Here is a 22,683-nt window from a genome sequence, read left to right as displayed (position 1 = left end):
ACGGGCGAGTGCGGGTGAGCGAGGAGACGGAGCGATGAGCGTGAGTGGGGTCGGTGCGGTGACGGTGGGCGGGTTGCTCTGGGGCACGGAGGCGGTCGCGCGCCGCGTCCACGGGCGGACGAGGCTGCGGAGCCGGGCCGCCCGGATCGCGGGCGCGGCACCGGCGGAGAACCGGTGGACGGCAAAGGCGTTACGCCGCCGGGCCGCGTCCCGGCCCGAAGGGGCCTGCCTGGTGGCCGGGGCGGTGCTGGCCGCCGCGGGCCAGTCGTTCCTGCCCCTGGCCGCCGGGTGCGCGGCGGTACCGCTGGCGCGACGGAGGCTGGCGGCCCGGGCGGCGACGAGGGCCCGCGAGCGGCGGGCCGAGGCGGTACGGGAACTCTGCGGAGCCCTGGCCCAGGAGGTCCGGTCCGGGCGTCAGCCGGTGGCGGCCCTGCTGCACGCGGTCGGTGAGGCCCGGGGGCTGGGCGGTGCCGAGGCCGGGGTGACGGCGGCCGCGCGGTTCGGCGGGGATGTCGCGGGCGCGCTGCGGGAGGCCGCGGGCGCGCCCGGCGCCGAGGGGCTCTCGGGGCTCGCCGCCTGCTGGGAGGTGGCGGTCGACCGGGGTGCGGGCCTGGCGTCCGGTGTCGAACGGCTGGCGGCGGCGCTCCGGGCCGAGCGGGACCAGGCGGCCGACCTGGCGGCACAGCTGGCCGGGGCCCGATCGACGGTGCTGATGCTGGCGGCGCTGCCCCTGCTCGGCCTGGTCCTGGGCTGGGCGATGGGGGCCGATCCGCTCCGGGTGCTGCTCCACACGCCGGCGGGGCTGGCCTGTCTGCTAATGGGCTCGGCCCTGGAGTCGGCGGGGCTGTGGTGGGCGCTGGGGATCGTGCGGCGGGCGGGGGTGCCGCGATGAGCGCCGACCTTGTCCACAGGCTGGGGGCAACCCTGTGGGTCCTGGTGCTGCTGGCGGGCTGGGCCGCGTCGGCCAGGGCACGCCGTGCGACGCGGGCGCGGTGGCGCGGGCTGTACGGGGCCGTGCCTCGGGGCGGGCCGTCACCGGCTCGGGCGTGGGCCGAGGGGCGGCGGGCCGCCGGTGCCTGCATGGTCACCGGAACGGCCGCCGGGTGGCTGGTCGGCGGTGGGGTTCTGGAGGTACTCGCGGGGGGTGCGGCGGGCTGGTGGGCCCACCGGTGGATGGCCCGGCATGAGGCGGGACGGGGCACCCGGAGCATGCCTGGTCAGGGACGGCGATCGTTGCCCGGGCGGCCGGCGTGGGCGCGGGGCGCGGCCCGGCCGGCGGTGGACGCCCGGCTTCCCCTGGCCGCCGATCTGGTCGCCGCCTGTGTCGCGGCCGGGGCGGGGCCGGTGGAGGCGGCACGTGCGGTCGGCGCCTCGGTCGGCGGGGCGGTGGGACAGGGGCTCGCCCGGGCGGCGGCCGACGTCCGGCTCGGCGGGGACCCGGAGGCGGCCTGGCGCCACGTCGCCGAGGTCCCGGGGGCCTCGGCACTCGCCCGCTGCCTGCGACGCGCGGCCGCCTCCGGCGCTCCGGCCGCCGAACCGCTGGCCCGGATCGCCGCCGAGGCACGGGCCGACGGGAACCGAGCGGCCACCGAACGCGCCCGGCGGGCGGCGGTCGCCGTGACGGCACCGGTGGGGCTCTGCTTCCTGCCCGCCTTCCTGGCTCTCGGAGTCGCTCCGGTGGTGATCGGCCTGGCGAGCGGGCTGCTGAGGGGCGGGGGCTGAGGTGACGGGCGGGAGCGCCTCCGGCGCGCGGGGGCCGCCCCTCGCGGTCCGGCGGAGTAGGAGCGTCGGCGGCCGGTCCGGTCGGCGGTGCGGAACGGCAGGGGCGATGGCCCCGCCGGAGTAAGGCGAACGGTTTCTGACAGGAGGAGTGCTGACGTGAGGAGTTCCGAGATGAGCGGTGCAGGGATGAGCGGTTCCGGGACGAAGGGGTCGGCTGTGGAAGGGGCGATCGTGACGGGTGGTCAGGGAGTGGCCCCCGAGGCCGCGGAGGAGCGCCCGGCCGAGGAAGCCGCGTCGGCCGGGCAGGGGCCGGGCGACCTGGTGGCCGGGGCGCTGCCCCGAGGGGGAGCGGCCCCGCCGACGGCCTCACCCTCCGCTCTGCCCGTCCTCGTGCCCGGGAAGGCGCTGGCCCGGCTGCGGGCTCAGGATCGGGCCCGGCGCAGGGAGGCGGCCCGGAACGGGCACGGAGCGCGGGCGTCGTCCGAGGCGGTGCCGGTGCGGCTGGTCGTGGTGGAGAGCGGCCAGGGTCCGGAGCCGTCAGCACGCGGCCGTTCTTCGAGGCCGGACGACGAGTTCGGGCCGCGCAGGACGGCGGGGCGCCGGCCCGGGTCACGCGGGGACGAGGGGACCCGGCGGCACCGGCGGCGGACGACGCGGGCGCGGACCCGCCGGGACGCCGGGATGGCCACGTCGGAGTACGCGATGGCCCTGCTGGCGGCGGTCGCCTTCGCCGGGGTGCTGTACAAGATCGTCACGGGTGACGCGGTGGCGTCCGCCTTGCAGTCGGCGGTGGAGAAGGCTCTCGATGCGCCGTTCTGAGCGGGCGGGGCCGCCGGGGCTCCGGTGGGCCGGGGGTGCCTGCTGGCGCCGGTACCGGCGCTCGGGTGACGGCCGGCGCAGGGACGGCCAGCGTGGGGCGGTGACCGCCGAGGCGGCGGTCGTGCTGCCGGTACTGGTGGTCTTCCTGCTGGCGCTGGTCTGGGCCCTGCTGGCGGTCGCCGCCCACATCCAGTGCGTGGACGCGGCGCGGGCCGGTGCCCGCGCCGCGGCCCGGCAGGACCCGCCCGCCGCGGTCGTCGAGGCCGCGCTCCAGGCGGCCCCCGAGGGAGCGGAGGTGACGGTCGGCCGCACCGGCGACCTGGTCCAGGTCGAGGTACGGGCGAGGACGCCCGGCCTGGGCGAGCTCACGATCGGCCTGCACGCACGGGCCGTCGCCTTGGCCGAGGAGACGGTCGGAACGGGCACCCCGGTCGAGGGACCGCCCACCGAGGAGGCCCAGGCGGGCGGCGACACCGGCGGGAACGGGGAGGAAGGCGAATGAGGCCCCTTGGACGCGCCCCCCTCAGCACCCGCACAGCCCTGTCCTGCCGGGACCGGGACCGGGGTGCCGCCACCGTCTGGGCGGCGGTGGCCTCGGCAGCGCTCTGCGCCGTGTTCGCCGCGCTGCTGGCGATGGGTCATGCCGTCGCCGTACGCCATCAGGCGGGCGGCGTGGCCGATCTCGCCGCGCTCGCGGCGGCCGACCACTGGGGCGAAGGGGAGGAGGGAGCCTGCGCCCGGGCGCGGCGGGTGGCGGCGGCGCAAGGGGCCGAGGTGGTGCGGTGCGCCCTGGTCGGGGAGGTGTCCGACGTGACGGCCGAGGCGGGGGCGGGGCCGTTCGCGGTGCGGGTCAGGGCGCGGGCGGGGCCCCCTGGAGCAGCACCGTGAGCAGCCGGAGTGCGGCCCGCTTGTGGAGGGGCTCGTTGCCGTTGCCGCACTTGGGCGACTGGATGCAGGAGGGGCAGCCCGCCTCGCACTCGCAGGCGTCGATGGCCTCGCGGGTGGCGGCGAGCCACTGGCGGGCGGTGTGGAAGCCCCGTTCGGCGAATCCGGCGCCGCCCGGGTGGCCGTCGTAGACGAAGACCGTGGGAAGGAGGGTGTCCGGGTGGAGCGGTATGGAGACGCCGCCGATGTCGCGGCGGTCGCAGGTGGCGAAGAGCGGGAGCATGCCGATGGAGGCGTGTTCGGCGGCGTGCAGTGCCCCGCCGAGCTGCTCCGGGTTGATCCGGGCGGCGTCGAGCTGGTCCTCGGTGACCGTCCACCACACGGCCCGGGTGCGCAGGGTGCGCGGCGGCAGGTCGAGCTTGGTCTCGCCGAGGACCTCGCCGGTGATCAGGCGGCGGCGCAGGAAGGAGACGACCTGGTTGGTGACCTCCACCGAGCCGTAGCAGAGCCGCCCGTCGCCCCAGGGGATCTCGGCGTCGGTCTCCAGCACGGAGATGGCGGTGGTGTCGCGGGCGGTGGTCGAGTAGGAGGGCGTGGCCTGCTCCACCAGCGCCACCGAGTCCTCCAGGTCCAGGTCGCGGACGAGATAGGTGCGGCCCTGGTGGAGGTGGACGGCGCCGGTGTGGACCGAGCCGTGGGCGGCGTTGGCGTCCACGGTGCCCAGCAGCCGGCCGGTGCCCACCTCGACGATCTGTACGGGCCTGCCACCGCCGCCCCGGATGTCGGCGAGGTCCGCCGCCGACTCCCGCCGCGTCCAGTGCCATCCGTGGGCCCGGCGGCGCAGCAGCTTGGCCGCCTCCAGCTGTGGCAGCAGCTCGCGGGTGGCCGGGCCGAAGAGGGCCAGGTCCTCCTCGGTGAGCGGCAGCTCGGCCGCGGCGGCGCACAGGTGGGGCGCGAGGACGTACGGGTTGTCCGGGTCGAGGACGGTCGACTCCACCGGCTGGTCGAAGATCGCCTCCGGGTGGTGGACGAGGTAGGTGTCCAGCGGGTCGTCGCGGGCCACCATGACGGCCAGCGCGCCCTGCCCGGAGCGCCCCGCGCGGCCCGCCTGCTGCCAGAGGGAGGCGCGCGTACCGGGATAGCCGCAGATCAGGACGGCGTCGAGGCCGGAGACGTCGACGCCCAGCTCCAGGGCGGTGGTGGCGGCGAGGCCGAGGAGGTCGCCGGAGTGCAGGGCGCGTTCGAGGGCGCGGCGCTCCTCGGGGAGGTAGCCGCCCCGGTACGCGGCGACCCGCCGGGCGAGGGAGCGGTCGACCTCGGCCAGGCGCTCCTGGGTGATGACGGAGATCAGCTCGGCGCCGCGCCGCGAGCCGACGAAGGCCACCGTGCGGACCGACTGCACGGCGAGGTCGGTGAGGAGACCGGCGGTCTCGGCGGTGGCGGTACGGCGGACCGGCGCGCCGTTCTCCCCGTGGTGCTCGGTCAGCGGCGGCTCCCACAGGGCGAAGACCAGTTCGCCCCGGGGCGAGGCGTCGTCGTCCACCGCGCTGACCGGCAGCCCGGTCAGCCGTCCCGCCGCCACCGCGGGCTCGGCGGCGGTGGCCGAGGCGAGCAGGAAGACGGGGTCGGCGCCGTAGCGGGCGCAGAGGCGGCGCAGGCGGCGGATCACCTGGGCGACGTGCGAGCCGAAGACCCCCCGGTAGGTGTGGCTCTCGTCGATGACGACGTAGCGCAGGGCGCGCAGGAAGGAGGACCAGCGCGGGTGGGACGGGAGGATGCCGCGGTGCAGCATGTCGGGGTTGGTGAGGACGAGGTTGGCGTACTGGCGGATCCATTCGCGCTCCTCGACCGGGGTGTCGCCGTCGTAGACGGCGGGCCGGACGGCGTTGCCGAGCGGGGCTGAGAGTTCCTTGACGGCGCGCAGCTGGTCGGCGGCGAGGGCCTTGGTGGGCGAGAGGTAGAGCGCGGTGGCGCCGCGCCCGTTGGGGGCCTCGGCGCCGTCGAGGAGGCTGGAGAGGACCGGGACCAGATAGGCGAGGGACTTGCCGGAGGCGGTGCCGGTGGCGACGATCACCGACTGCCCGTCCAGCGCGTGCTCTGCGACGGCCGCCTGGTGCGCCCAGGGGTCCGGGATGCCCGCCTTCTGGACCGCCGCGATCACCTCCGGGCGAATCCGGTCGGGCCAGACGGCATGACGTGCGGCTCGCGGGGGCAGGTGCTCCGTATGAGTGATGCGGGATTCCGGCGTCGTGGCCGGTCCACCGCCCTCGTGGCCCCCTTCGGCAGGCACGGCGGAACCGTGGCCGCTGCCCTGTCGGGAGGCCACCAGGCGGTCCAGGACCGTGCGAGGCGTGGGGCGAGGAGCTCCGCCCCCATCGGGACGGCTCGGCCGGGAGAACTCGGTCATCGGCTCCGAGTCTGTCACTGGCGTGACGGACAATGGAGCGAAGGCGTCGTGCGCGCCTGCCGGTAAGTGATTGAATGCGCACGCGGCTGGCGAACCGTCCCGGGGGATCAAGCCGAGGTGTCCCGAGGGATGACCGCTCGATAGCAAGGTGCTGGAGGATTCGTGGACCTGTCCCTGTCGACCCACACCGTCGATGATCGTACGGTTGTCGAGGTCGGTGGCGAAATCGATGTGTACACCGCGCCCAAGCTGCGGGAGCAGCTGGTCGAGCTGGTGAACGACGGCAATTTCCATCTGGTCGTCGACATGGAGAACGTCGACTTCCTCGACTCGACCGGCCTCGGTGTCCTGGTGGGCGGACTGAAGCGTGTGCGGGCCCACGAGGGCTCCCTGCGTCTGGTCTGCAACCAGGAGCGCATCCTCAAGATCTTCCGGATCACGGGGCTCACCAAGGTCTTCCCGATCCACCAGTCGGTCGACGAGGCCATCGCGGCCACCGACTGAGACGCGGAGCGCGCGCCGGGCAGGCCCCGGTGCGCGCCGTCGTCGGCGGGTGTGCGCTGTCGCGACCGCCCGCCGCCCGCCCGATGCCCGCGCGTCGCGTACGGGGCTCCGGTCCGGTGCGTCCGCGTCCCTGCCCGGTCGCGGCTGTGCGCGGACGTGGTTCGCCGCGCCCGCCGTCAGCCGTTCACCCGGCACATGGCAGGCTCGGGCCCACAGCAGACGGGAGTCGCCGGACTTCGGTGATCCGGTTCTCCCGGAGAGCACTCCCGTACATCCGAGGGGGACGCATGGCCACCGTTGAGCTCCGTTTCACCCCGCTGCCCGAGCATGTGCGGACGGCACGTCTGGTCGGGGCCGCGATGGCGCGCCGCGCCGGGGTGGCGGACGCGGCCCTCGACGAGGTGCGGCTCGCCGTCGGCGAGGCGTGCACCCGGGCCGTGGGACTGCACCAGCTCCACGAGGTGGCCGAGCCGGTCCAGGTGCGGCTCATCGAGGACGAGAAGCAGTTCTCCATCGAGGTCGTGGACGAGGCGCCGCACGCGGTGCCCGCCGACATCGAGGCCGGTACGGCCGGCCTGCCCGTCACCGAGGACCCCGAGGGCGAGGACGAGATGGGGCTCGCCGTCATCAGCGGCCTCGTCGACGACGTCCAGGTGAAGACCGGTGAGTCCGGCGGCCTGATCCGCATGTCCTGGCCGACCACCACCCTCGCCTGATCCCCGCCGCGCACCTCCCCGTACCCGCGCTGACCTGCGTGGTGTCCCGGTCGTACGGTCAACCGCCGGTGTCCGGGCGGTTGTTGACGGAGTGAGGGTTCCCGGAAGGAATGTGCGGGGTTCGTGAGCCTTGTCTCTCTTGGGCCAAAGGGCTTCAAAAGGGGAAGTATCGGACGCTCGCGTGAGGGTTGGTACCCGGGGGGCGTGTAAGTTCCGGGGCCGAGAGCCACGGAAGGGACCAATCCGGTGAACAAGAAGCTCGCAGCCGCACTGTCCGGCGGTGCGGTACTGGCGATGGCGCTGACGGGATGCGGCGACGACAAGGCCGAGAAGCTCGACGCGTGGGCCAAGCAGGTCTGCGACGACGTGCAGCCGCAGGCCAAGAAGATCTCGGACGCGAACGCCGCGATCCAGGAGCAGACCTCGGACAACAGCAGTCCTGAGGATGTCCAGAAGACGGACTCGAAGGCGTTCGGGGACATGTCGGCCGCCTACAAGGCGATCGGTTCCGCGGTGAGCAAGGCCGGCGCGCCGCCCGTCGACGACGGCGAGAAGACGAAGAACGACGCCGTGAAGGAACTCAACGGCATCTCGACCGCGTACGGCGACCTGAAGAAGCAGGTCGACGACCTCGACACGGGCGACCAGGGCGAGTTCGCGGACGGTCTCAAGGACATCGCCGGCGAGCTGTCGAAGATCAGCAAAAGCGGCAACGAGGCGCTGGAGAAGCTCCAGTCCGGCGAGGTCGGCGAGGCGATGAAGAACCAGGAGTCCTGCAAGAGCTCCACCACGTCACCGGCACCGTCGCCCTCCGGGGCCTGAGCCGACGCCCGGGGGCGAGTCCCCGGGTGACCACGGGGCGGTTTCCCCGGGACTCCGTGTCCCGGGGAAACCGCCCCGCGGCCGTGTCGGACGGAGTGGCAGGTTCCGCACCGTCATGAAGGCGCGCCCAGACCGGTCCTGACGCCGCTCGGTGCGGCCCGGTCGACGACGTGCCCCCGGCCTCGCCGCACGGGAGCCGGGCCCTCCAGCCCCTTGCCGTCCCCCACACCCCCCAGCCCCCACAATGGGCGGGTGAGTACCCCCAGCCTTCCCCTGACCGACCGCTCCGGCCTCGCCCCGCGCCTGCGGACCGCCTTCCTCGACGCCGACTTCACCGCCGACGGGCTCCTGGAACGGCTGGGTGCCCCGGCGTACGCGGCCCTCGCCCGCGCGGAGACGGTGCCCGCGTTGCGCGCGACCCGCGGCGGGACCCCGCTCGACACGCTGGTCCGCCTCTTCCTCCTCCAGCGCCCCGTCACCCCCGCCGAGGCCGGGGCCGCGCTGCCCGGCGGGCTGCTCGACGACGCCGTCGAGGGCGGGTGGCTGCGCCGGGAGGCCGCCGGGGAGGCCGGGGACGAGGCGATCCGCGCCGTGATCGACGTACGCCCCTACGGTGGGCCGGACGGCCAGGACTGGTTCATCGCCTCGGACCTCGGCTGCGCGGTGGGCGGCGCCGGCGGGATCGGCAGCACGGCCGAGGGCGTCGTCCTCGGCGTGGGCGGCGCCTCCACGACGCTGGCCGGGCTCACCGTGCGCGGGCCCGTGGGCGACGCCCTCGACCTGGGCACCGGCTCCGGAATCCAGGCGCTGCACGCCTCCGTCGACGCCACCCGGGTCACCGCGACCGACCTCAACCCGCGCGCCCTCAGCTTCACCGCGCTGACCCTCGCGCTCTCCGGCGCCCCCGAGGCCGAACTCCTCGAAGGCTCCCTCTTCGAGCCGGTCGACGGGAACCGCTACGACCTGATCGTCTCCAACCCGCCCTTCGTCATCTCCCCGGGCGCCCGCCTCACCTACCGGGACGGCGGCATGAGCGGGGACAATCTCTGCCGCACGCTCGTTCAGCAGGCGGGGGACCGGCTCAACGAAGGGGGGTACGCGCACTTCCTGGCCAATTGGCAGCACGTCGACGGTGAGGAGTGGAGCGACCGCCTCCGCTCCTGGGTGCCGGAGGGCTGCGACGCCTGGATCGTGCAGCGCGAGGTGCAGGACATCACCCAGTACGCCGAACTGTGGCTGCGCGACTCCGGGGACCACCGCACCGACCCGGAGACCTATGCGGCCAGGTACGAGGCGTGGCTGGACGAGTTCGAGGCGCGGAACACCAAGGCGGTCGGCTTCGGCTGGATCACGCTGCGCCGCAGTGGCGCGGCCGAGCCGTCGGTCGTCGTGGAGGAATGGCCGCACCCCGTCGAGCAGCCCCTCGGCGAGACGGTCCGCGCCCACTTCGCCCGCCAGGACTACCTGCGCACGCACGACGACGCGGCCCTGCTCGCCGGGCACTTCACCCTCGCCCCAGAGGTCGTCCAGGAGCAGATCGGCCTGCCCGGCGCCGAGGACCCCGAGCACGTGGTCCTGCGCCAGCACCGCGGCATGCGCCGGGCCACCCAGGTCGACACGGTCGGCGCCGGGTTCGCCGGGGTCTGCGACGGCTCGCTGAGCGCCGGGCGCATCCTCGACGCCATCGCCCAGCTCGTCGGCGAGGACCCGGTGCGCCTGCGCGACCAGACCCCCGCCCAGATCCGGCTCCTGGTGGAGCAGGGCTTCCTGGAGCCGGTGGAGGAGGGGACGCGGGCCCAGGCGTAGCCGCCCGGTCCGTCCGGGCGCGCGGACCGCTTGCGCCGGATGCCGTACGCCCATGTCGTACGTCCGGGGTGTCCTGGCGTGCCGCGCGCCCGGGCGACACGCGGTACCGGCCGGGAGTTCACCCCGGGTTCCCCCGGGCGTCGTACCGGGGTGTCAGCCTCCTGGTCCCGGAGCCGCTCGGACGGCCCCGTGGACGAGGGGGAGCGGGTCATGGACGGGGCAGCCGGGGTGTCGGAGGGGGCCGTCGGCGTCGTCGTGCGGGCGGGCGGGCAGGGGCCGGGCGCGCCGCTCGCCACGCCCGGGGAGAGCGGGGTCGCCCAGTCGCTCGGGAACCTGGTCGAGGCCACCCCGGCCGTCTTCGCGGGAGCGGTGTTCGCCCTGTTCGGGCTGGGGCTGCTGGTCTGGACGGCCGTGCGGGCGCGGCACCGCCGGCCGGTCTACGAGGGCGCGGCCCCGGGGAGGTCGGCGACGGTCGCGGCCTCGGTCGCGGTGGCCTCGCTGGCGCTCGGTCTGTGGTGCTTCAGCCGCGTCTGACCGCAGGCCCTGCGCCGGAAGACACCGGCCGGGGCGGCGCCTTCGCCGGCTGAGCCGGGACCGGCGCGTACCCGTACCGCCCGCACCGCCCGTTCCGTACCCCCACGGGCCGTGCCCCGTCCTCGCGGCGGCGCGGAAGCATACCCGTCGGCCCCGTCCCGATCTGCGGTGAATGGCCAGGTCGGTACTCCGGGCGGCAGGAACGGACGGAGTCGGGTTACCGTTCCAGTGGCCGGGGTGGGCTTTTCCCGTGTGACACGGGGGCGGGATGTACCGTCACACTCCGCAGCGCAAACCCGGCCCCCATCCCGGAACCACGGGCTCGGGAAGGATTCAGTGTCGACCGGAGAGAAGAGCCACGTTGTCCCCGACCAGCGAGACCGCAGAGGGCGGCCGCCGCCTCGTCATCGTCGAGTCGCCCGCCAAGGCGAAGACGATCAAGGGCTACCTCGGCCCCGGCTACATCGTCGAGGCGAGCGTCGGACACATCCGTGACCTTCCGAACGGCGCCGCCGAGGTGCCGGAGAAGTACACGGGCGAGGTCCGCCGGCTCGGCGTCGACGTCGACCACGACTTCCAGCCCGTCTACGTGGTCAACGCGGACAAGAAGGCGCAGGTCAGGAAGCTCAAAGAGCTGATGGCCGAGTCCGACGAACTCTTCCTCGCCACCGATGAGGACCGCGAGGGCGAGGCCATCGCGTGGCACCTCCAGGAAGTGCTGAAGCCGAAGATCCCCGTCCACCGCATGGTCTTCCACGAGATCACCAAGGACGCGATCCGTGCCGCCGTCGCCAACCCGCGCGAGCTGAACAAGAAGCTGGTCGACGCCCAGGAGACCCGCCGCATCCTCGACCGCCTCTACGGCTACGAGGTCTCGCCGGTCCTGTGGAAGAAGGTCATGCCGCGCCTGTCGGCCGGCCGCGTCCAGTCGGTGGCCACCCGTCTCGTCGTCGAGCGGGAGCGCGAGCGCATCGCCTTCCGCACCGCCGAGTACTGGGACCTGACCGGCACCTTCGGCACCGGCCGGGGCGGTGACAGCAGCGATCCCGCGCAGCTCGTCGCCCGTCTCAGCGCCGTCGACGGCAAGCGCATCGCGCAGGGCCGCGACTTCAACTCCGTCGGGCAGCTCAAGTCCGACACCCTCCACCTCGACGAGGCGGGCGCCCGCACGCTGGCCGCCGCCCTCGCCGACTCCGCCTTCGCGGTCCGCTCGGTCGAGTCGAAGCCGTACCGCCGCTCGCCGTACGCGCCGTTCCGGACGACGACGCTCCAGCAGGAGGCGAGCCGCAAGCTCGGCTTCGGCGCCAAGGCGACCATGCAGATCGCCCAGAAGCTGTACGAGAACGGCTTCATCACCTACATGCGTACGGACTCCACCACGCTCTCCGACACGGCGGTCGGCGCGGCCCGGGCGCAGGTCACGCAGTTGTACGGGGCGGACTACCTGCCCGACAAGCCGCGCACCTACGCCGGCAAGGTGAAGAACGCGCAGGAGGCGCACGAGGCGATCCGCCCCTCCGGCGACCGCTTCCGCACGCCTGCCGAAACGGGTCTGACCGGTGACCAGTTCCGCCTCTACGAGCTGATCTGGAAGCGGACCGTCGCCTCCCAGATGAAGGACGCCGTCGGCAACTCGGTCACCGTGAAGATCGGCGGCCGCTCCTCCGACGGACGCGACGCCGAGTTCTCCGCCTCCGGCAAGACCATCACCTTCCACGGCTTCCTCAAGGCGTACGTCGAGGGCGCCGACGACCCCAACGCCGAGCTGGACGACCGCGAGCGCAGGCTGCCGCAGGTCAGCGAGGGCGACCCGCTGGCGGCGGACGCGATGAGCGTCGACGGCCACTCCACCAAGCCGCCCGCCCGCTACACCGAGGCGTCGCTGGTCAAGGAGCTGGAGGAGCGCGAGATCGGCCGCCCGTCGACGTACGCGTCGATCCTCGGGACGATTCTCGACCGCGGGTACGTCTTCAAGAAGGGGACGGCGCTCGTCCCCTCCTTCCTCTCCTTCGCCGTGGTCAACCTGCTGGAGAAGCACTTCGGCCGGCTCGTCGACTACGACTTCACCGCCCGCATGGAGGACGACCTCGACCGCATCGCACGCGGCGAGGCCCAGGCCGTGCCGTGGCTGCGCCGCTTCTACTTCGGTGAGGGCGACGCCGCCGCCGGCACCGCCTCCGCCGCGGGCAACGGCGACGGCGACCACCTCGGCGGCCTCAAGGAACTCGTCACCGACCTCGGCGCCATCGACGCGCGGGAGATCTCCTCCTTCCCGGTCAGCGACGACATCAAGCTGCGCGTCGGCCGGTACGGGCCGTACATCGAGCGCGGTGAGAAGGACTCCGAGAACCACCAGCGCGCCGACATCCCCGAGGACCTGGCGCCCGACGAGCTGACGGTCGAGCTGGCCGAGGAGCTGCTGGCCAAGCCGAGCGGCGACTTCGAGCTGGGCACCGACCCGGAGACCGGCCACGAGATCGTCGCCAAGGACGGGCGGTACGGGCCGTACGTCACCGAGGTGCTGCCCGAGGGCACGCCGAAGACCGGCAAGAACGCGGTCAAGCCGCGCACCGCCTCGCTCTTCAAGTCGATGAGCCTGGACACGGTGACGCTGGCGGACGCGCTGAAGCTGATGTCGCTGCCGCGCGTCGTCGGCACCGACCCCGAGGGCGTCGAGATCACCGCGCAGAACGGCCGCTACGGCCCGTACCTGAAGAAGGGGACGGACTCGCGGTCGCTGGAGAACGAGGAGCAGCTCTTCACCATCACGGTGGACGAGGCCCTCGCGATCTACGCGCAGCCCAAGCAGCGCGGGCGGGCCGCCGCCAAGCCGCCGCTGAAGGAACTGGGCGAGGACCCGGTCAGCAAGCGTCCCGTGGTGGTCAAGGACGGTCGTTTCGGTGCGTATGTGACCGACGGCGAGACCAACGCGACGCTGCGGGTGGCCGACAGCGTCGAGGAGATCACGCCCGAGCGCGGCTACGAGCTGCTGGCCGAGAAGCGGGCGCGCGGCCCGGTCAAGAAGAAGACCGCGAAGAAGGCCCCGGCGAAGAAGTCGGCCGCCAAGAAGGCCCCGGCCAAGAAGGCACCCGCCAAGACCGCCGCCGCGAAGAAGACCGCGGGGGCGACCAAGACGGCCGCCAAGAAGACGACGGCCAAGAAGACCACCGCGACCGCGAAGAAGACGACGACGAAGAAGAGCACCACGAGCGGGGACGGGGCCGGCTCCGGCGAGGAGTGAGCCTCCCGGGCGGGGGCTGAGGTCCGGGCGACCTCGCTCCCGCCGCCCCCTCCGGGAGCGGAAACGTCCCGCCCCTTCTGGCGACCGCGCCGTGCTCGGCCGGCCGGGGGAGGCGCGCGGGGCGCGAACTGTTGTTCTACGAGGCGTGCGGTGCGCGCCTCCACGGGTTGAGTGCGCTCGTGCGCCGCCCCGCTCCGCGATCTTTCGGAGCGGGGCGGTTTTCGTTCAGGCGTACGAGGGGCAGGTGCCCACCAGCAAGTGGTCACGGAGCGTGAGGGAGGGGCTGGGGCCCATGTGAGGCGGCGACGGGTGACAGGGGTGAAGCGGTGAAGTGCGGTCGTACGGGCGGACAGCGGTCCCCCGGAGTGCGGAGGTGTGCGCGGGTGGCGTGGAGTGCGAGGGTGACGCCGTTTGTCGGCGTCGGGCGGTTTTGGACCAGGCCGGACGGTCGTATGTTCGGGCGGGCCGACCGGGTGACGAACGAGCGGGCTAGGCTGGCGGGATGACGCGAGCCGAGCAGCCAACGGTCGTGAACCCGGCCCCCGACGACGCCCTGGTCGCAGATTCCCGAGAGCGCGCCGTGCGCGCCCTGCTGCGTTTCCGCCCCCTCAAGCAGCTGTGGAGCGCCCAGCTGGTGGGGGGTGTCGGCGATGTCCTTGCCCTCTTCGTCCTGGTGGTGCTGGCCTTCCAGACCTCCCTGACGCAAGGGGCGTTCGGCGGCGGGTACCAGGGCGCGGCCTTCACCGTCAGCGTCGTCCTGGGCGTCCGCGTCCTCGCGACCCTGCTCTTCGGCGCGGTCCTGCTCGGCCCGGTCAGCTCGCTGACCGCACCCGGCGGCCCGCTCGACCGGCGCTGGACGATGGTGGTCGCCGACGGCCTGCGGGCCGCCCTGCTGATCGTCGCGCCGCTCTGGATCGACTGGACCCCGGACACGGCGCTGGCCACCCTCCTGGTGACGGTCTTCGTCCTCGGCGTCGCCGAACGCTTCTGGACGGTCTGCCGGGAGAGCGCGGCCCCCGCGCTGCTGCCCGCCCCGGCCGCCGGCGCGGACGCCGTGCGCCCCCTGCCGGACCGCTCCGACGCCCTGCACCGGCTCTTCCTGCGCACCACCTTCGCCGGGGTGCCGCTGGCCGCCGCCGTGCTGGTCGCGGTCACCCTGGTGGGGAACCTGCTGGCCACCGGCATCGACTGGTTCGCCACCCACCAGGTCGCGCTCGCCTCGTACGTCGCGGCCGGCCTCTTCGCCGCCTCGCTCTCCGTCGTCTACTTCCTGACGCTGCCCGGCACCCGCACGCCGCGTCCCCGCTCCCCGCTCGAAGGGCTGCGCCGTCCGAAGACGGGCGCCGGCGCCGACCGGGGCCGCACCGGCGCCATTCGCCTGCTGATCGTCGGCTGTGCCGCGGTCACCGCCGCCGTCTCCGGCGCTGTCGCCGTCTCCGTGATCCACGCCAAGGACCTCGACGGCGGCCCCGTCCTCTTCGGCCTCTTCGTCCTCGCCCTCACCGGCGGTACGGGGATCGGCGTCCGCTCCGCCCAGCGCGTGCTGCCCGGGCTCTCCCGGCGCCGGCTGCTGGCGCTCGCCGTCGCGCTGACCGGTGTGGCCCTGCTCGCCGCCGGGCTCGTCCCCGACGTCACGACCGTGCTGCTCCTGCTGCTGCTCGCCGGAGTCGCGGCGGGCGTCGCGGCCCAGGCCGGGCACACCCTGATCGACCAGGAGACGGAGGAGTTCCGCAGGGCGCGCCAGGGCGAGCACCTCCAGGCCGTGGTCCGGCTGACCCTCGCCGTCTCCGTGCTCGCCGCCCCGCTCATCGCGGGCGGCATCGGCCGCCACCGGGTCGAGGCCGGCAAGTTCGTCTTCGCCCACGGGGGCGCCGCCTTCACCCTGATGCTGCTCGGCGCCCTGCTGCTGCCGGTCGCCGCCATCCTCCTCGCCAAGGCCGACGACCGGCAGGGCGTCCCGCTCCGCCGCGACCTGCGGGACGCGCTGCGCGGCGACGACCCGGCCACCGCGCCCGCCGCGACCGGCTTCTTCATCGCCCTGGAGGGCGGCGACGGGGCCGGCAAGTCCACCCAGGCCGAGGCGCTGGCCGAGTGGATCAGGGCCAAGGGCCACGAGGTCGTCGTGACCCGCGAGCCGGGGGCGACCCCGATCGGCAAGCGGCTGCGCGCGATCCTCCTCGACGTCTCCAGCGCCGGCCTCTCGCACCGCGCCGAGGCCCTGCTGTACGCCGCGGACCGCGCCGAGCACGTCGACACCGTCGTCCGCCCCGCACTGGAGCGCGGCGCCGTCGTCATCTCCGACCGCTACATCGACTCCTCGGTCGCCTACCAGGGCGCCGGGCGCGATCTCGCGCCCACCGAGATCGCCCGGATCTCCCGCTGGGCCACCGGCGGCCTCGTCCCGCACCTCACGGTCCTGCTCGACGTCTCCCCGGAGACGGCCCGCGAGCGGTTCACCGAGGCACCGGACCGGCTGGAGTCCGAGCCGGCCGCCTTCCACCAGCGCGTCCGGGCCGGGTTCCTCACCCTCGCCGCCGCCGACCAGGACCGTTACCTCGTGGTCGACGCCGGTCAGCAGCCCGAGGAGGTCACCACCGTCGTCCGGCACCGCCTGGACCAGCTGCTTCCCCTCTCCGAGGCCGAGATCAAGGCCCAGGAGGAGGCCCGTCGCGCCGCCGAGGAGGAGGCCCGCCGCAAGGCCGAGGAGGAGGCCGCGCGCAAGGTCGAGGAGGAGCGCCTGGAGCGGGAGCGCCAGGAGCAGCTCGCCCGGCTGCGCGCCGAGGAGGAGGAGCGCAAGAAGCGCGAGCTGGAGGAGGCCAAGCGCCTGGAGGCGGAGCGGCAGGCCGAGCGCCAGGCCGAGGAGGCCCGCCGCCGCGCCGAGGAGGCCGAGCGTCGCGCCGAGGAGGAGCGCGCCCGGCTCCGTGCCGAGGAGGAGCTGCGCGCCGCCGAGCAGGAACGGTTGCGCCTGCGCAAGGTCGAGGAGGAGCGGCTCCGCAAGGAGGCCGAGGAGCGCCGCCGCGAGAAGCAGCGCCAGGCCGAGGAGGCCCTGCTCCGCGCCGAGGAGGCACGCCGCAAGGCCGAGGAGGAGGCGCGCCTGCGTGCCGAGGAGGAGGCCGAGGCCCGGGCGGAGGAGGCCCGCCGCGCGGCCGAGCGGGAAGCGGCGCTGCGCGCCGAAGCGCCCCCGGCCGACAGCGAGACGACCGTCCCCACCCCGGTCCACTCCCTCCGCAAGCCCGAGTCGCCCGAGCCCGAGTCGCCCGGGGAAGGGGAGCAGGGCCCGGCCCACTCCCTCACCAAGGACGACCGGAGCGAGGACCGAGGCTCCTACTCCTTCACCAAGGACGACGACCGGCACACCGGCCGGGCGCCCTCGCCCTCGGACAACGAGGAGACGGCGGTCCTGCCGCAGGCCCCCGCCCCCGCCCCGTCCGACGCCGAGGAGACCGCCGTCATCCCCCAGGTCCCGCAGCCGGGCACCGGGGACGACGAGGAGACCACGGTGTTCCCGCGCGTCACCGAGGGCGGCCGCCCCGGCACGGACGCGCCCGCCGACCGCGTGCCGCCGGGCTACTTCCGGGACGACGCGACGGGCCCGGCCCGCGACGCCCGCGACTCCGCCCCCGGCGAGAACGAGCGCACCCGGGAGATGCCCCAGATCGACCCGAACGCCCCGCGCCCGCGCCCCGACTGGGCGGAGGAGACTCCCCTGGACGACCTCCCCAGCCTGGCGGACGAGCTGCTCGGACCACACGACGAGGGTGACGAGGACGACTCGCGCGGAGGGCGCGGTCGGCGGTAGGCCGACCTCTGCTCGGCCTGGTCCGCACGGCCTCGTCCCGGAGTCGGGGCGAGGCCGTCGGCGTGCTGCTTCCCGGGCCTGGAAATGGCTGAGGGCCGCAGGTGCCCGGATGACCGGGGCGGGGGCTGAACGCATCGGCTGAGCCTGCGGCCTCGCCGCCGGTCCCGGCCTGGTGGCGGGCAGTCCGCTGCCGAGCTGGTCCGGCTGTCGTCGGGCCTGCCCGCTACGGGTGGGGTTTCGGCCTCGCCCGGCCGGCAGGGCGCCGCCGGCCGGCGCGTTCCGGAGTGGCGGCCCCCCTCCCGCCTCGTGCGGGCATGTCGGCGCCCCGGCATTTGGGCCCTGTCAGTCGCGTCGCGGAGAATGGGGCGGGTGAGTCCGGTGGCGGGCTCGCTCGGCGGGGCGGATGTGGATGGAGGCGTGCCGATGTCGGTGTGGGACGACCTGGTGGGCCAGGAGCGGGTGGTCGGGCAGCTCGACGCGGCCGCCCGGGACGCCGACGCCTACGTGACGGCGGCGGCCTCGGGGAATCCGCTGCCCGAGGCGTCCCGGATGACGCACGCCTGGCTGTTCACCGGGCCGCCCGGAGCGGGCAGGGCCGACGCGGCGCGGGCCTTCGCCGCCGCCCTCCAGTGCACCAGCCCGGACCGGGCCCTGCCGGGCGGCACCCCCGGCTGCGGCTTCTGCGACGGCTGCCACACCAGCCTCATCGGCACCCACGCGGACGTGGACGTCGTCCGTACCGACCTGCTCTCCATCGGCGTGAAGGAGACCCGCGACCTGGTCCGGCGCTCCCAGATGTCGCCGGCCAACGGGCGGTGGCAGGTGATCGTCCTGGAGGACGCCGACCGCCTCACCGAGGGCGCCGGGAACGTCCTGCTCAAGGCGGTCGAGGAGCCGGCCTCGCGCACGGTCTGGCTGCTCTGCGCTCCTTCGCTGGAGGACGTGCTGCCGACGATCCGGTCCCGTTCGCGGCACCTCTCGCTGCGTACGCCCCCGGTGGCGGCCGTCGCCGACATCCTGGTCCGGCACGACGGGGTCGACCCGGCGCTGGCCGCCTCCGTCGCGCGGTCCACGCAGGGGCACATCGACCGGGCCCGCCGCCTCGCCACCGACGAGCGGGCCCGTGAGCGCCGGGCCGCCGTCCTCAAGCTGCCGCTGCGCGTCGGTGACGTGGGCGCGGGGCTGCGCGCCGCGCAGGAGCTGATCGACGCGGCCAGCGAGGACTCCAAGCAGGCGGCCACGGAGACCGACGAGAAGGAGACCGAGGCGCTGCGGGCGGCACTCGGCGGACAGAGCGGCGGCCGGATGCCGCGCGGCACGGCGGGTGCCATGAAGGAGCTGGAGGAGAAGCAGAAGCGCCGGCGCACCCGTTCCCAGCGCGACAGCCTCGACCTGGCCCTGGTCGACCTCACCAGCTTCTACCGCGACGTCCTCGCCCTCCAGTTCGGCTCCTCCCCGGAGACCGTCGCCAACGTCGAGCTGCGCGACGCCCTGGAGCGGATCGCCGAGGACAGCACCGCGGCGGCCACCCTCCGCCGGATCGAGGCCATCGCCGCCTGCCGCGAGGCCCTCGACCGGAACGTCGCGCCCCTCCTCGCCGTCGAGGCGATGGCCATGGCGCTACGAGCCGGCTGACGCGTCCCCCGCGTCCCCTGAACGAGTGGTTTGGCTGACCACGGGCCCGAGCTGAAGGGCTTCTCCCGTCCACCCTTCGTCACGCATAGTAGTCATCTCGCGCCTAAGCGTTAGAGTCGGCTGCATGGAGAACCGCCGACCCCGTCCCCCTGTCCGCCGCTCACCGCGCCGCCCCCTGACGGCCGCGCTCCTCGCCGCGGCCGTCGCCCTCGTGCCGGCGTGCAGCGCGGAGAGCACCACGGCGGACGCCGCCGGCGACAAGGTCCTCGCGGCCCTCCCCAAGGCGGTCCCCGAAGCGCTCACCCCCTTCTACGGGCAGCGTCCGGCCTGGCGGACCTGCGAGGGCGTCGGCAAGGAGGAGTTCGAGTGCGCCCGGCTCAAGGCGCCCCTGGACTACGACAACCCGACGGTCGGCACCCTCGACCTGGCCCTCTCCCGCAAGAAGGCGACCGGCCCCGGCTCCCGCCTCGGCTCCCTCCTCGTCAACCCGGGCGGCCCCGGCGGCTCCGCCATCGGCTACCTCCAGTCGTACGCCGCCCTCGGCTACCCGGCGCCGGTCCGCGCCCGGTACGACATGGTGGCCGTCGACCCGCGCGGCGTCGCCGACAGCGAGCCCGTCACCTGCCTCGACGGCCCCGCGATGGACGCGCACACCGCCACCGACACCACCCCGGACACCCCGGCCGAGCGGCAGGCCCTGGTCTCCGCCTTCCAGAAGTACGGCAAGGGCTGCCAGGCCGACGCGGGCAAGACGCTCGGCCACGTCTCCACCGTCGAGTCCGCCCGCGACCTGGACCTCGCCCGCTCCGCCCTCGGCGACGAGAAGCTGACCTACGTCGGCGCCTCGTACGGGACCTTCCTCGGCGCGACCTACGCCGGGCTGTACCCGCACCGCGTCGGCCGCCTGGTCCTCGACGGCGCCATGGACCCCACCCTCGACGCCCGCCGGCTCAACCTGGAGCAGACCGCCGGGTTCGACACCGCCTTCACCGCCTTCGCCAAGGACTGCGCACAGCGGAAGGACTGCCCCCTGGGCACCGGCGACCCCCAGGACGCCGGGCGGAACCTCACCGCGTTCTTCGACAAGCTCGACGCCGCCCCGCTCCCCGCCGGACAGGGCCGCGCCCTCACCGAGTCCCTCGCCGCCATGGGCGTGGTCGCCGCCCTCTACGACGAGGCCGGCTGGCCCCAGCTCCGCACCGCCCTGACCAGCGCCGTCAAGGACCGCGACGGCAACGCCCTGCTCGCCCTCTCCGACCTCTACTACGAGCGCGACGCCGACGGCGGCTACCAGAACCTCATGTCCGCCAACGCCGCCGTCAACTGCCTCGACCTCCCCCCGGCCTTCGCCGACCCCGAGGAGGTCGAGGCAGCCCTGCCCGAGTTCCGCAAGGCGTCCCCCGTCTTCGGCGAGGGCTTCGCCTGGGCCTCCCTGAACTGTGCCCAGTGGCCCACCCCCGCCACCTCGGGCCCGCACCGCATCGAGGCGAACGGCGCCGCCCCCATCGTCGTCGTCGGCACCACCCGCGACCCGGCCACCCCGTACCGCTGGGCCCGCGGCCTCGCCTCCCAGCTCGACTCCGCCACCCTCCTCACCTACGACGGCGACGGCCACACCGCCTTCGGCCGGGGCAGCGACTGCATCGACACCGCCATCAACGCCTACCTCCTCGAAGGCACCCCGCCCGACAACGGCACCCGCTGCTGACCCGGCCCCGGGCCCGGTCCGTCGCACTCCCCGGAACCCTGTAGACTGAACGTCGCTGCAGATGCGAACCTCTTCCCCGGAGACGGGACCCGAAGGGGTTCTTCTTCCGCAGCTTGCCGCCTTAGCTCAGATGGCCAGAGCAACGCACTCGTAATGCGTAGGTCTCGGGTTCGAATCCCGAAGGCGGCTCGGAATTACCCCAGGACTCACTCGCCGTGACCTGGGGTTTTTTCTTTCCCTTTGCCTTGTGCTGCAGTGGCGGCTCAGTACGAGAACCGTGGCTGAGGTCGCCGGTGGACAATCGGTGGACACGCGTGCAGTGGGTGTGCTGGACGGTGGGCGGGCGAGCGTGCGGGAAGCGGGCCATCGAGTCGGTGAAGGTAGGGCTGGATGACGGTGCGCTTTGAGTCACCGACGGCGTGGCGGTTGGGGGGTTCCCACAAGCGAGGCACTTCACAAGAAGCCGAGTCTTGGGTGCGCCTGTCTCACTGCCGACCGGTGCGCTGCATGTAGGAGGGGCCCGAAGCTCGCTTCGTAAGCCGGATGTCACAGCCAGGCCCTAGGGTGGGCTGGTTGTCACGGGACGCATGTCTTGTGGGACGTGCAGTAAGAGGAGAAACGAGAGTGGCGCAGCTCACGTTGCCGCAGCTGGAGCGGCATCTGTACGCCGCCGCAGATATCTTGCGCGGCAAGATGGACGCGGCGCAGTACCAGGACTACATCTTCGGGATGCTGTTCCTGAAGCGCGCCTCCGACCAGTTCGATGTGGCACAGGCGGCACTGGTTAAGAAGCTGGTTGCGGAAGGGAAAAGCGAGGAGCAGGCGGAACGGATCTCCGAGGCTCGAGGCGCCTACAAGGCGCATGAGTTCTACGTCCCGGAGGAGTCCCGCTGGTCCACGATCGTCGGCAAGTCTCGGACTGAGCCGGCCGAGGCCCTGAACGTGGCGCTTGCTCAGCTGGAGAATCACAACCACCAGGCGCTCGACGGGGTGCTCTCGTACATCAGCTTCACCGAGTCCCGCGGTGGCAACACCAAGCTGACCAAGCCAGTCATCCAGCAGCTCATCGACCACTTCAGCGAGTACCGGCTCAGCAACGAAGACTTCGAGTTCCCCGATCTCCTGGGCTACGCCTACGAGTACCTGATCGGCGAGTTCGCCGACGGGGGTGGTAAGAAGGGCGGCCAGTTCTACACCCCGCGCTCGGTCATTCGCATGATGAACCAATTGGTCAAGCCACAGTCAGGCATGTCCGTCTACGACCCGTGCTGCGGTTCGGCCGGCATGCTGATCCTCGCCAAGGAGTATGTGCAGGATCACGGCGGCGACGAGTCTCACCTGTCGGTGTACGGACAGGAAGATAACGGCAGCGCCTGGGCGATGGCCCGGATGAATCTGCTTATGCATGGCGTAGCCGATGGCGTCATCCACCACGGCGACACCCTCACCGATCCACAGCATGTGCAGGGCGGGCAGCTCCAGCGCTTCGACCGCATTCTTACCAATCCGCCGTTCGCGCAGAACTACCGGCGGACGGGCATGAAGTTCGCCGAGCGGATGGGGTACGGCTGGACGCCTGAGTCGGGCAAGAAGGCTGACCTCATGTTCATCCAGCACGTGCTGGCAGTGCTGGAGGCGGACGGCATCGCGGCCTCCGTCATGCCGCACGGGGTGTTGTTCCGGGGCGGTGAAGAGCAGAAGATCCGCCGACAGATCGTCGAGGAAGGCCGGCTGGAAGCCGTCATCAGCATCGGCCCCAATGTTTTCTACGGGACTGGGATTCCGGCATGCATCCTTGTCCTGCGTGGCCGTGATGGCGCGCCTGAGGGTCGACGCGACGGCGTGCTCTTCATCAACGCGGATCGGGAGGTCACCGCCGGACGCACACAGAACCTGCTGGAGGCTCAGCACGCGGAGAAAATCGTCTCCGCGTACGAGGGGTGGCGCGAAATCGCCGGATTTGCTCGCGTCGTGAAGTTTGCTGAGCTAAGGGTTGTCCCGCAAATGATCTTCGGGTCGCCTCGGGTATGGGGGAGGCCGTTGTGCGGACCGCCGGTTTATCCGGTGAGGGCGAGGTTGTGCATG

At 73.5% G+C, this 22,683-nt stretch carries 16 protein-coding genes and 1 tRNA gene; 16 read left to right on the top strand and 1 reads right to left on the bottom strand.

Annotated elements, in window-relative coordinates; genetic code table 11:
* Positions 1-34: 34 nt before the first annotated feature.
* From IF45_RS0125795 to IF45_RS0125775, 5 genes are all read left to right on the top strand, one after another.
* On the top strand, positions 35-892 hold the full coding sequence (locus tag IF45_RS0125795) for a type II secretion system F family protein (RefSeq protein WP_003949654.1): 858 nt from the start codon (positions 35-37) through the stop codon (positions 890-892).
* Between the two features lie 341 nt (positions 893-1,233).
* Complete coding sequence (locus IF45_RS34465; protein ID WP_313906411.1) at positions 1,234-1,722, top strand: type II secretion system F family protein; 489 nt, start codon at positions 1,234-1,236, stop codon at positions 1,720-1,722.
* A gap of 231 nt (positions 1,723-1,953) precedes the next feature.
* Entirely contained in the window at positions 1,954-2,541 is a 588-nt protein-coding gene (locus IF45_RS0125785) for a DUF4244 domain-containing protein (RefSeq protein WP_226660268.1), read from the top strand.
* Positions 2,542-2,641: 100 nt separating this feature from the next.
* On the top strand, positions 2,642-3,043 hold the full coding sequence (locus tag IF45_RS0125780; RefSeq protein ID WP_030309843.1) for a TadE family type IV pilus minor pilin: 402 nt from the start codon (positions 2,642-2,644) through the stop codon (positions 3,041-3,043).
* Positions 3,040-3,429 carry an Rv3654c family TadE-like protein gene (locus IF45_RS0125775; protein ID WP_018470355.1) on the top strand — a complete coding sequence of 130 codons (390 nt, stop codon included), beginning with the start codon at positions 3,040-3,042 and terminating at the stop codon, positions 3,427-3,429. The genes IF45_RS0125780 and IF45_RS0125775 overlap by 4 nt, the downstream gene beginning before the upstream one ends.
* Here the strand turns inward: IF45_RS0125775 and IF45_RS0125770 are convergent.
* Positions 3,392-5,833 carry a DEAD/DEAH box helicase gene (locus IF45_RS0125770; protein ID WP_234479801.1) on the bottom strand — a complete coding sequence of 814 codons (2,442 nt, stop codon included), beginning with the start codon at positions 5,831-5,833 and terminating at the stop codon, positions 3,392-3,394. The two genes, IF45_RS0125775 and IF45_RS0125770, sit on opposite strands and share 38 nt — an antisense overlap.
* Positions 5,834-5,995: 162 nt before the next feature.
* On the opposite strand from IF45_RS0125770, the gene IF45_RS0125765 reads away from it, so the two are divergent.
* From IF45_RS0125765 to IF45_RS0125715, 11 genes are all read left to right on the top strand, one after another.
* Positions 5,996-6,337, top strand: a complete 342-nt coding sequence (locus IF45_RS0125765) for an STAS domain-containing protein (RefSeq protein WP_003949660.1) — start codon at positions 5,996-5,998, stop codon at positions 6,335-6,337.
* Between the two features lie 287 nt (positions 6,338-6,624).
* Entirely contained in the window at positions 6,625-7,053 is a 429-nt protein-coding gene (locus IF45_RS0125760) for an ATP-binding protein (protein ID WP_008417402.1), read from the top strand.
* Between the two features lie 246 nt (positions 7,054-7,299).
* Positions 7,300-7,875 carry a hypothetical protein gene (locus tag IF45_RS0125755; protein ID WP_003949662.1) on the top strand — a complete coding sequence of 192 codons (576 nt, stop codon included), beginning with the start codon at positions 7,300-7,302 and terminating at the stop codon, positions 7,873-7,875.
* Between the two features lie 252 nt (positions 7,876-8,127).
* The gene (locus IF45_RS0125750) at positions 8,128-9,681 is read left to right on the top strand and encodes a DUF7059 domain-containing protein (RefSeq protein ID WP_030309841.1); all 1,554 of its coding nucleotides are present in this window, start codon (positions 8,128-8,130) and stop codon (positions 9,679-9,681) included.
* Between the two features lie 210 nt (positions 9,682-9,891).
* Complete coding sequence (locus tag IF45_RS32645) at positions 9,892-10,215, top strand: hypothetical protein (RefSeq protein WP_030309839.1); 324 nt, start codon at positions 9,892-9,894, stop codon at positions 10,213-10,215.
* A gap of 361 nt (positions 10,216-10,576) precedes the next feature.
* Positions 10,577-13,456: a type I DNA topoisomerase gene (topA, locus tag IF45_RS0125740; RefSeq protein ID WP_030309838.1), complete on the top strand. Its 2,880-nt coding sequence runs from the start codon at positions 10,577-10,579 to the stop codon at positions 13,454-13,456.
* 502 nt (positions 13,457-13,958) lie between these two features.
* Positions 13,959-17,255 (top strand): dTMP kinase, encoded by a 3,297-nt coding sequence (tmk, locus tag IF45_RS0125735; RefSeq protein WP_030309837.1) that lies wholly within the window; start codon positions 13,959-13,961, stop codon positions 17,253-17,255.
* 423 nt (positions 17,256-17,678) lie between these two features.
* On the top strand, positions 17,679-18,890 hold the full coding sequence (locus IF45_RS0125730) for a DNA polymerase III subunit delta' (RefSeq protein ID WP_030309836.1): 1,212 nt from the start codon (positions 17,679-17,681) through the stop codon (positions 18,888-18,890).
* Positions 18,891-19,014: 124 nt separating this feature from the next.
* The gene (locus IF45_RS0125725; protein WP_030309834.1) at positions 19,015-20,598 is read left to right on the top strand and encodes an alpha/beta hydrolase; all 1,584 of its coding nucleotides are present in this window, start codon (positions 19,015-19,017) and stop codon (positions 20,596-20,598) included.
* Positions 20,599-20,713: 115 nt separating this feature from the next.
* Positions 20,714-20,787 (top strand) — tRNA-Thr (locus IF45_RS0125720).
* A 435-nt stretch (positions 20,788-21,222) separates the two neighbouring features.
* Positions 21,223-22,683: type I restriction-modification system subunit M (locus IF45_RS0125715; protein ID WP_169749602.1), on the top strand; the 1,461-nt coding region annotated here is incomplete at its 3' end.

This window comes from Streptomyces albidoflavus (assembly GCF_000719955.1).
Lineage (GTDB): Bacteria > Actinomycetota > Actinomycetes > Streptomycetales > Streptomycetaceae > Streptomyces > Streptomyces albidoflavus.
This window is presented reverse-complemented; position numbering and strand designations above follow the sequence as displayed.

Coding starts and splice junctions, on each gene's coding strand:
- tmk (WP_030309837.1), top strand. CDS start 13,959: ATGACGCGAGCCGAGCAGCCAACGGTCGTGAACCCGGCCCCCGACGAC.
- IF45_RS32645 (WP_030309839.1), top strand. CDS start 9,892: ATGGACGGGGCAGCCGGGGTGTCGGAGGGGGCCGTCGGCGTCGTCGTG.
- IF45_RS0125775 (WP_018470355.1), top strand. CDS start 3,040: ATGAGGCCCCTTGGACGCGCCCCCCTCAGCACCCGCACAGCCCTGTCC.
- IF45_RS0125795 (WP_003949654.1), top strand. CDS start 35: ATGAGCGTGAGTGGGGTCGGTGCGGTGACGGTGGGCGGGTTGCTCTGG.
- IF45_RS0125730 (WP_030309836.1), top strand. CDS start 17,679: ATGTCGGTGTGGGACGACCTGGTGGGCCAGGAGCGGGTGGTCGGGCAG.
- IF45_RS0125725 (WP_030309834.1), top strand. CDS start 19,015: ATGGAGAACCGCCGACCCCGTCCCCCTGTCCGCCGCTCACCGCGCCGC.
- IF45_RS0125760 (WP_008417402.1), top strand. CDS start 6,625: ATGGCCACCGTTGAGCTCCGTTTCACCCCGCTGCCCGAGCATGTGCGG.
- IF45_RS0125770 (WP_234479801.1), bottom strand. CDS start 5,833: ATGACCGAGTTCTCCCGGCCGAGCCGTCCCGATGGGGGCGGAGCTCCT.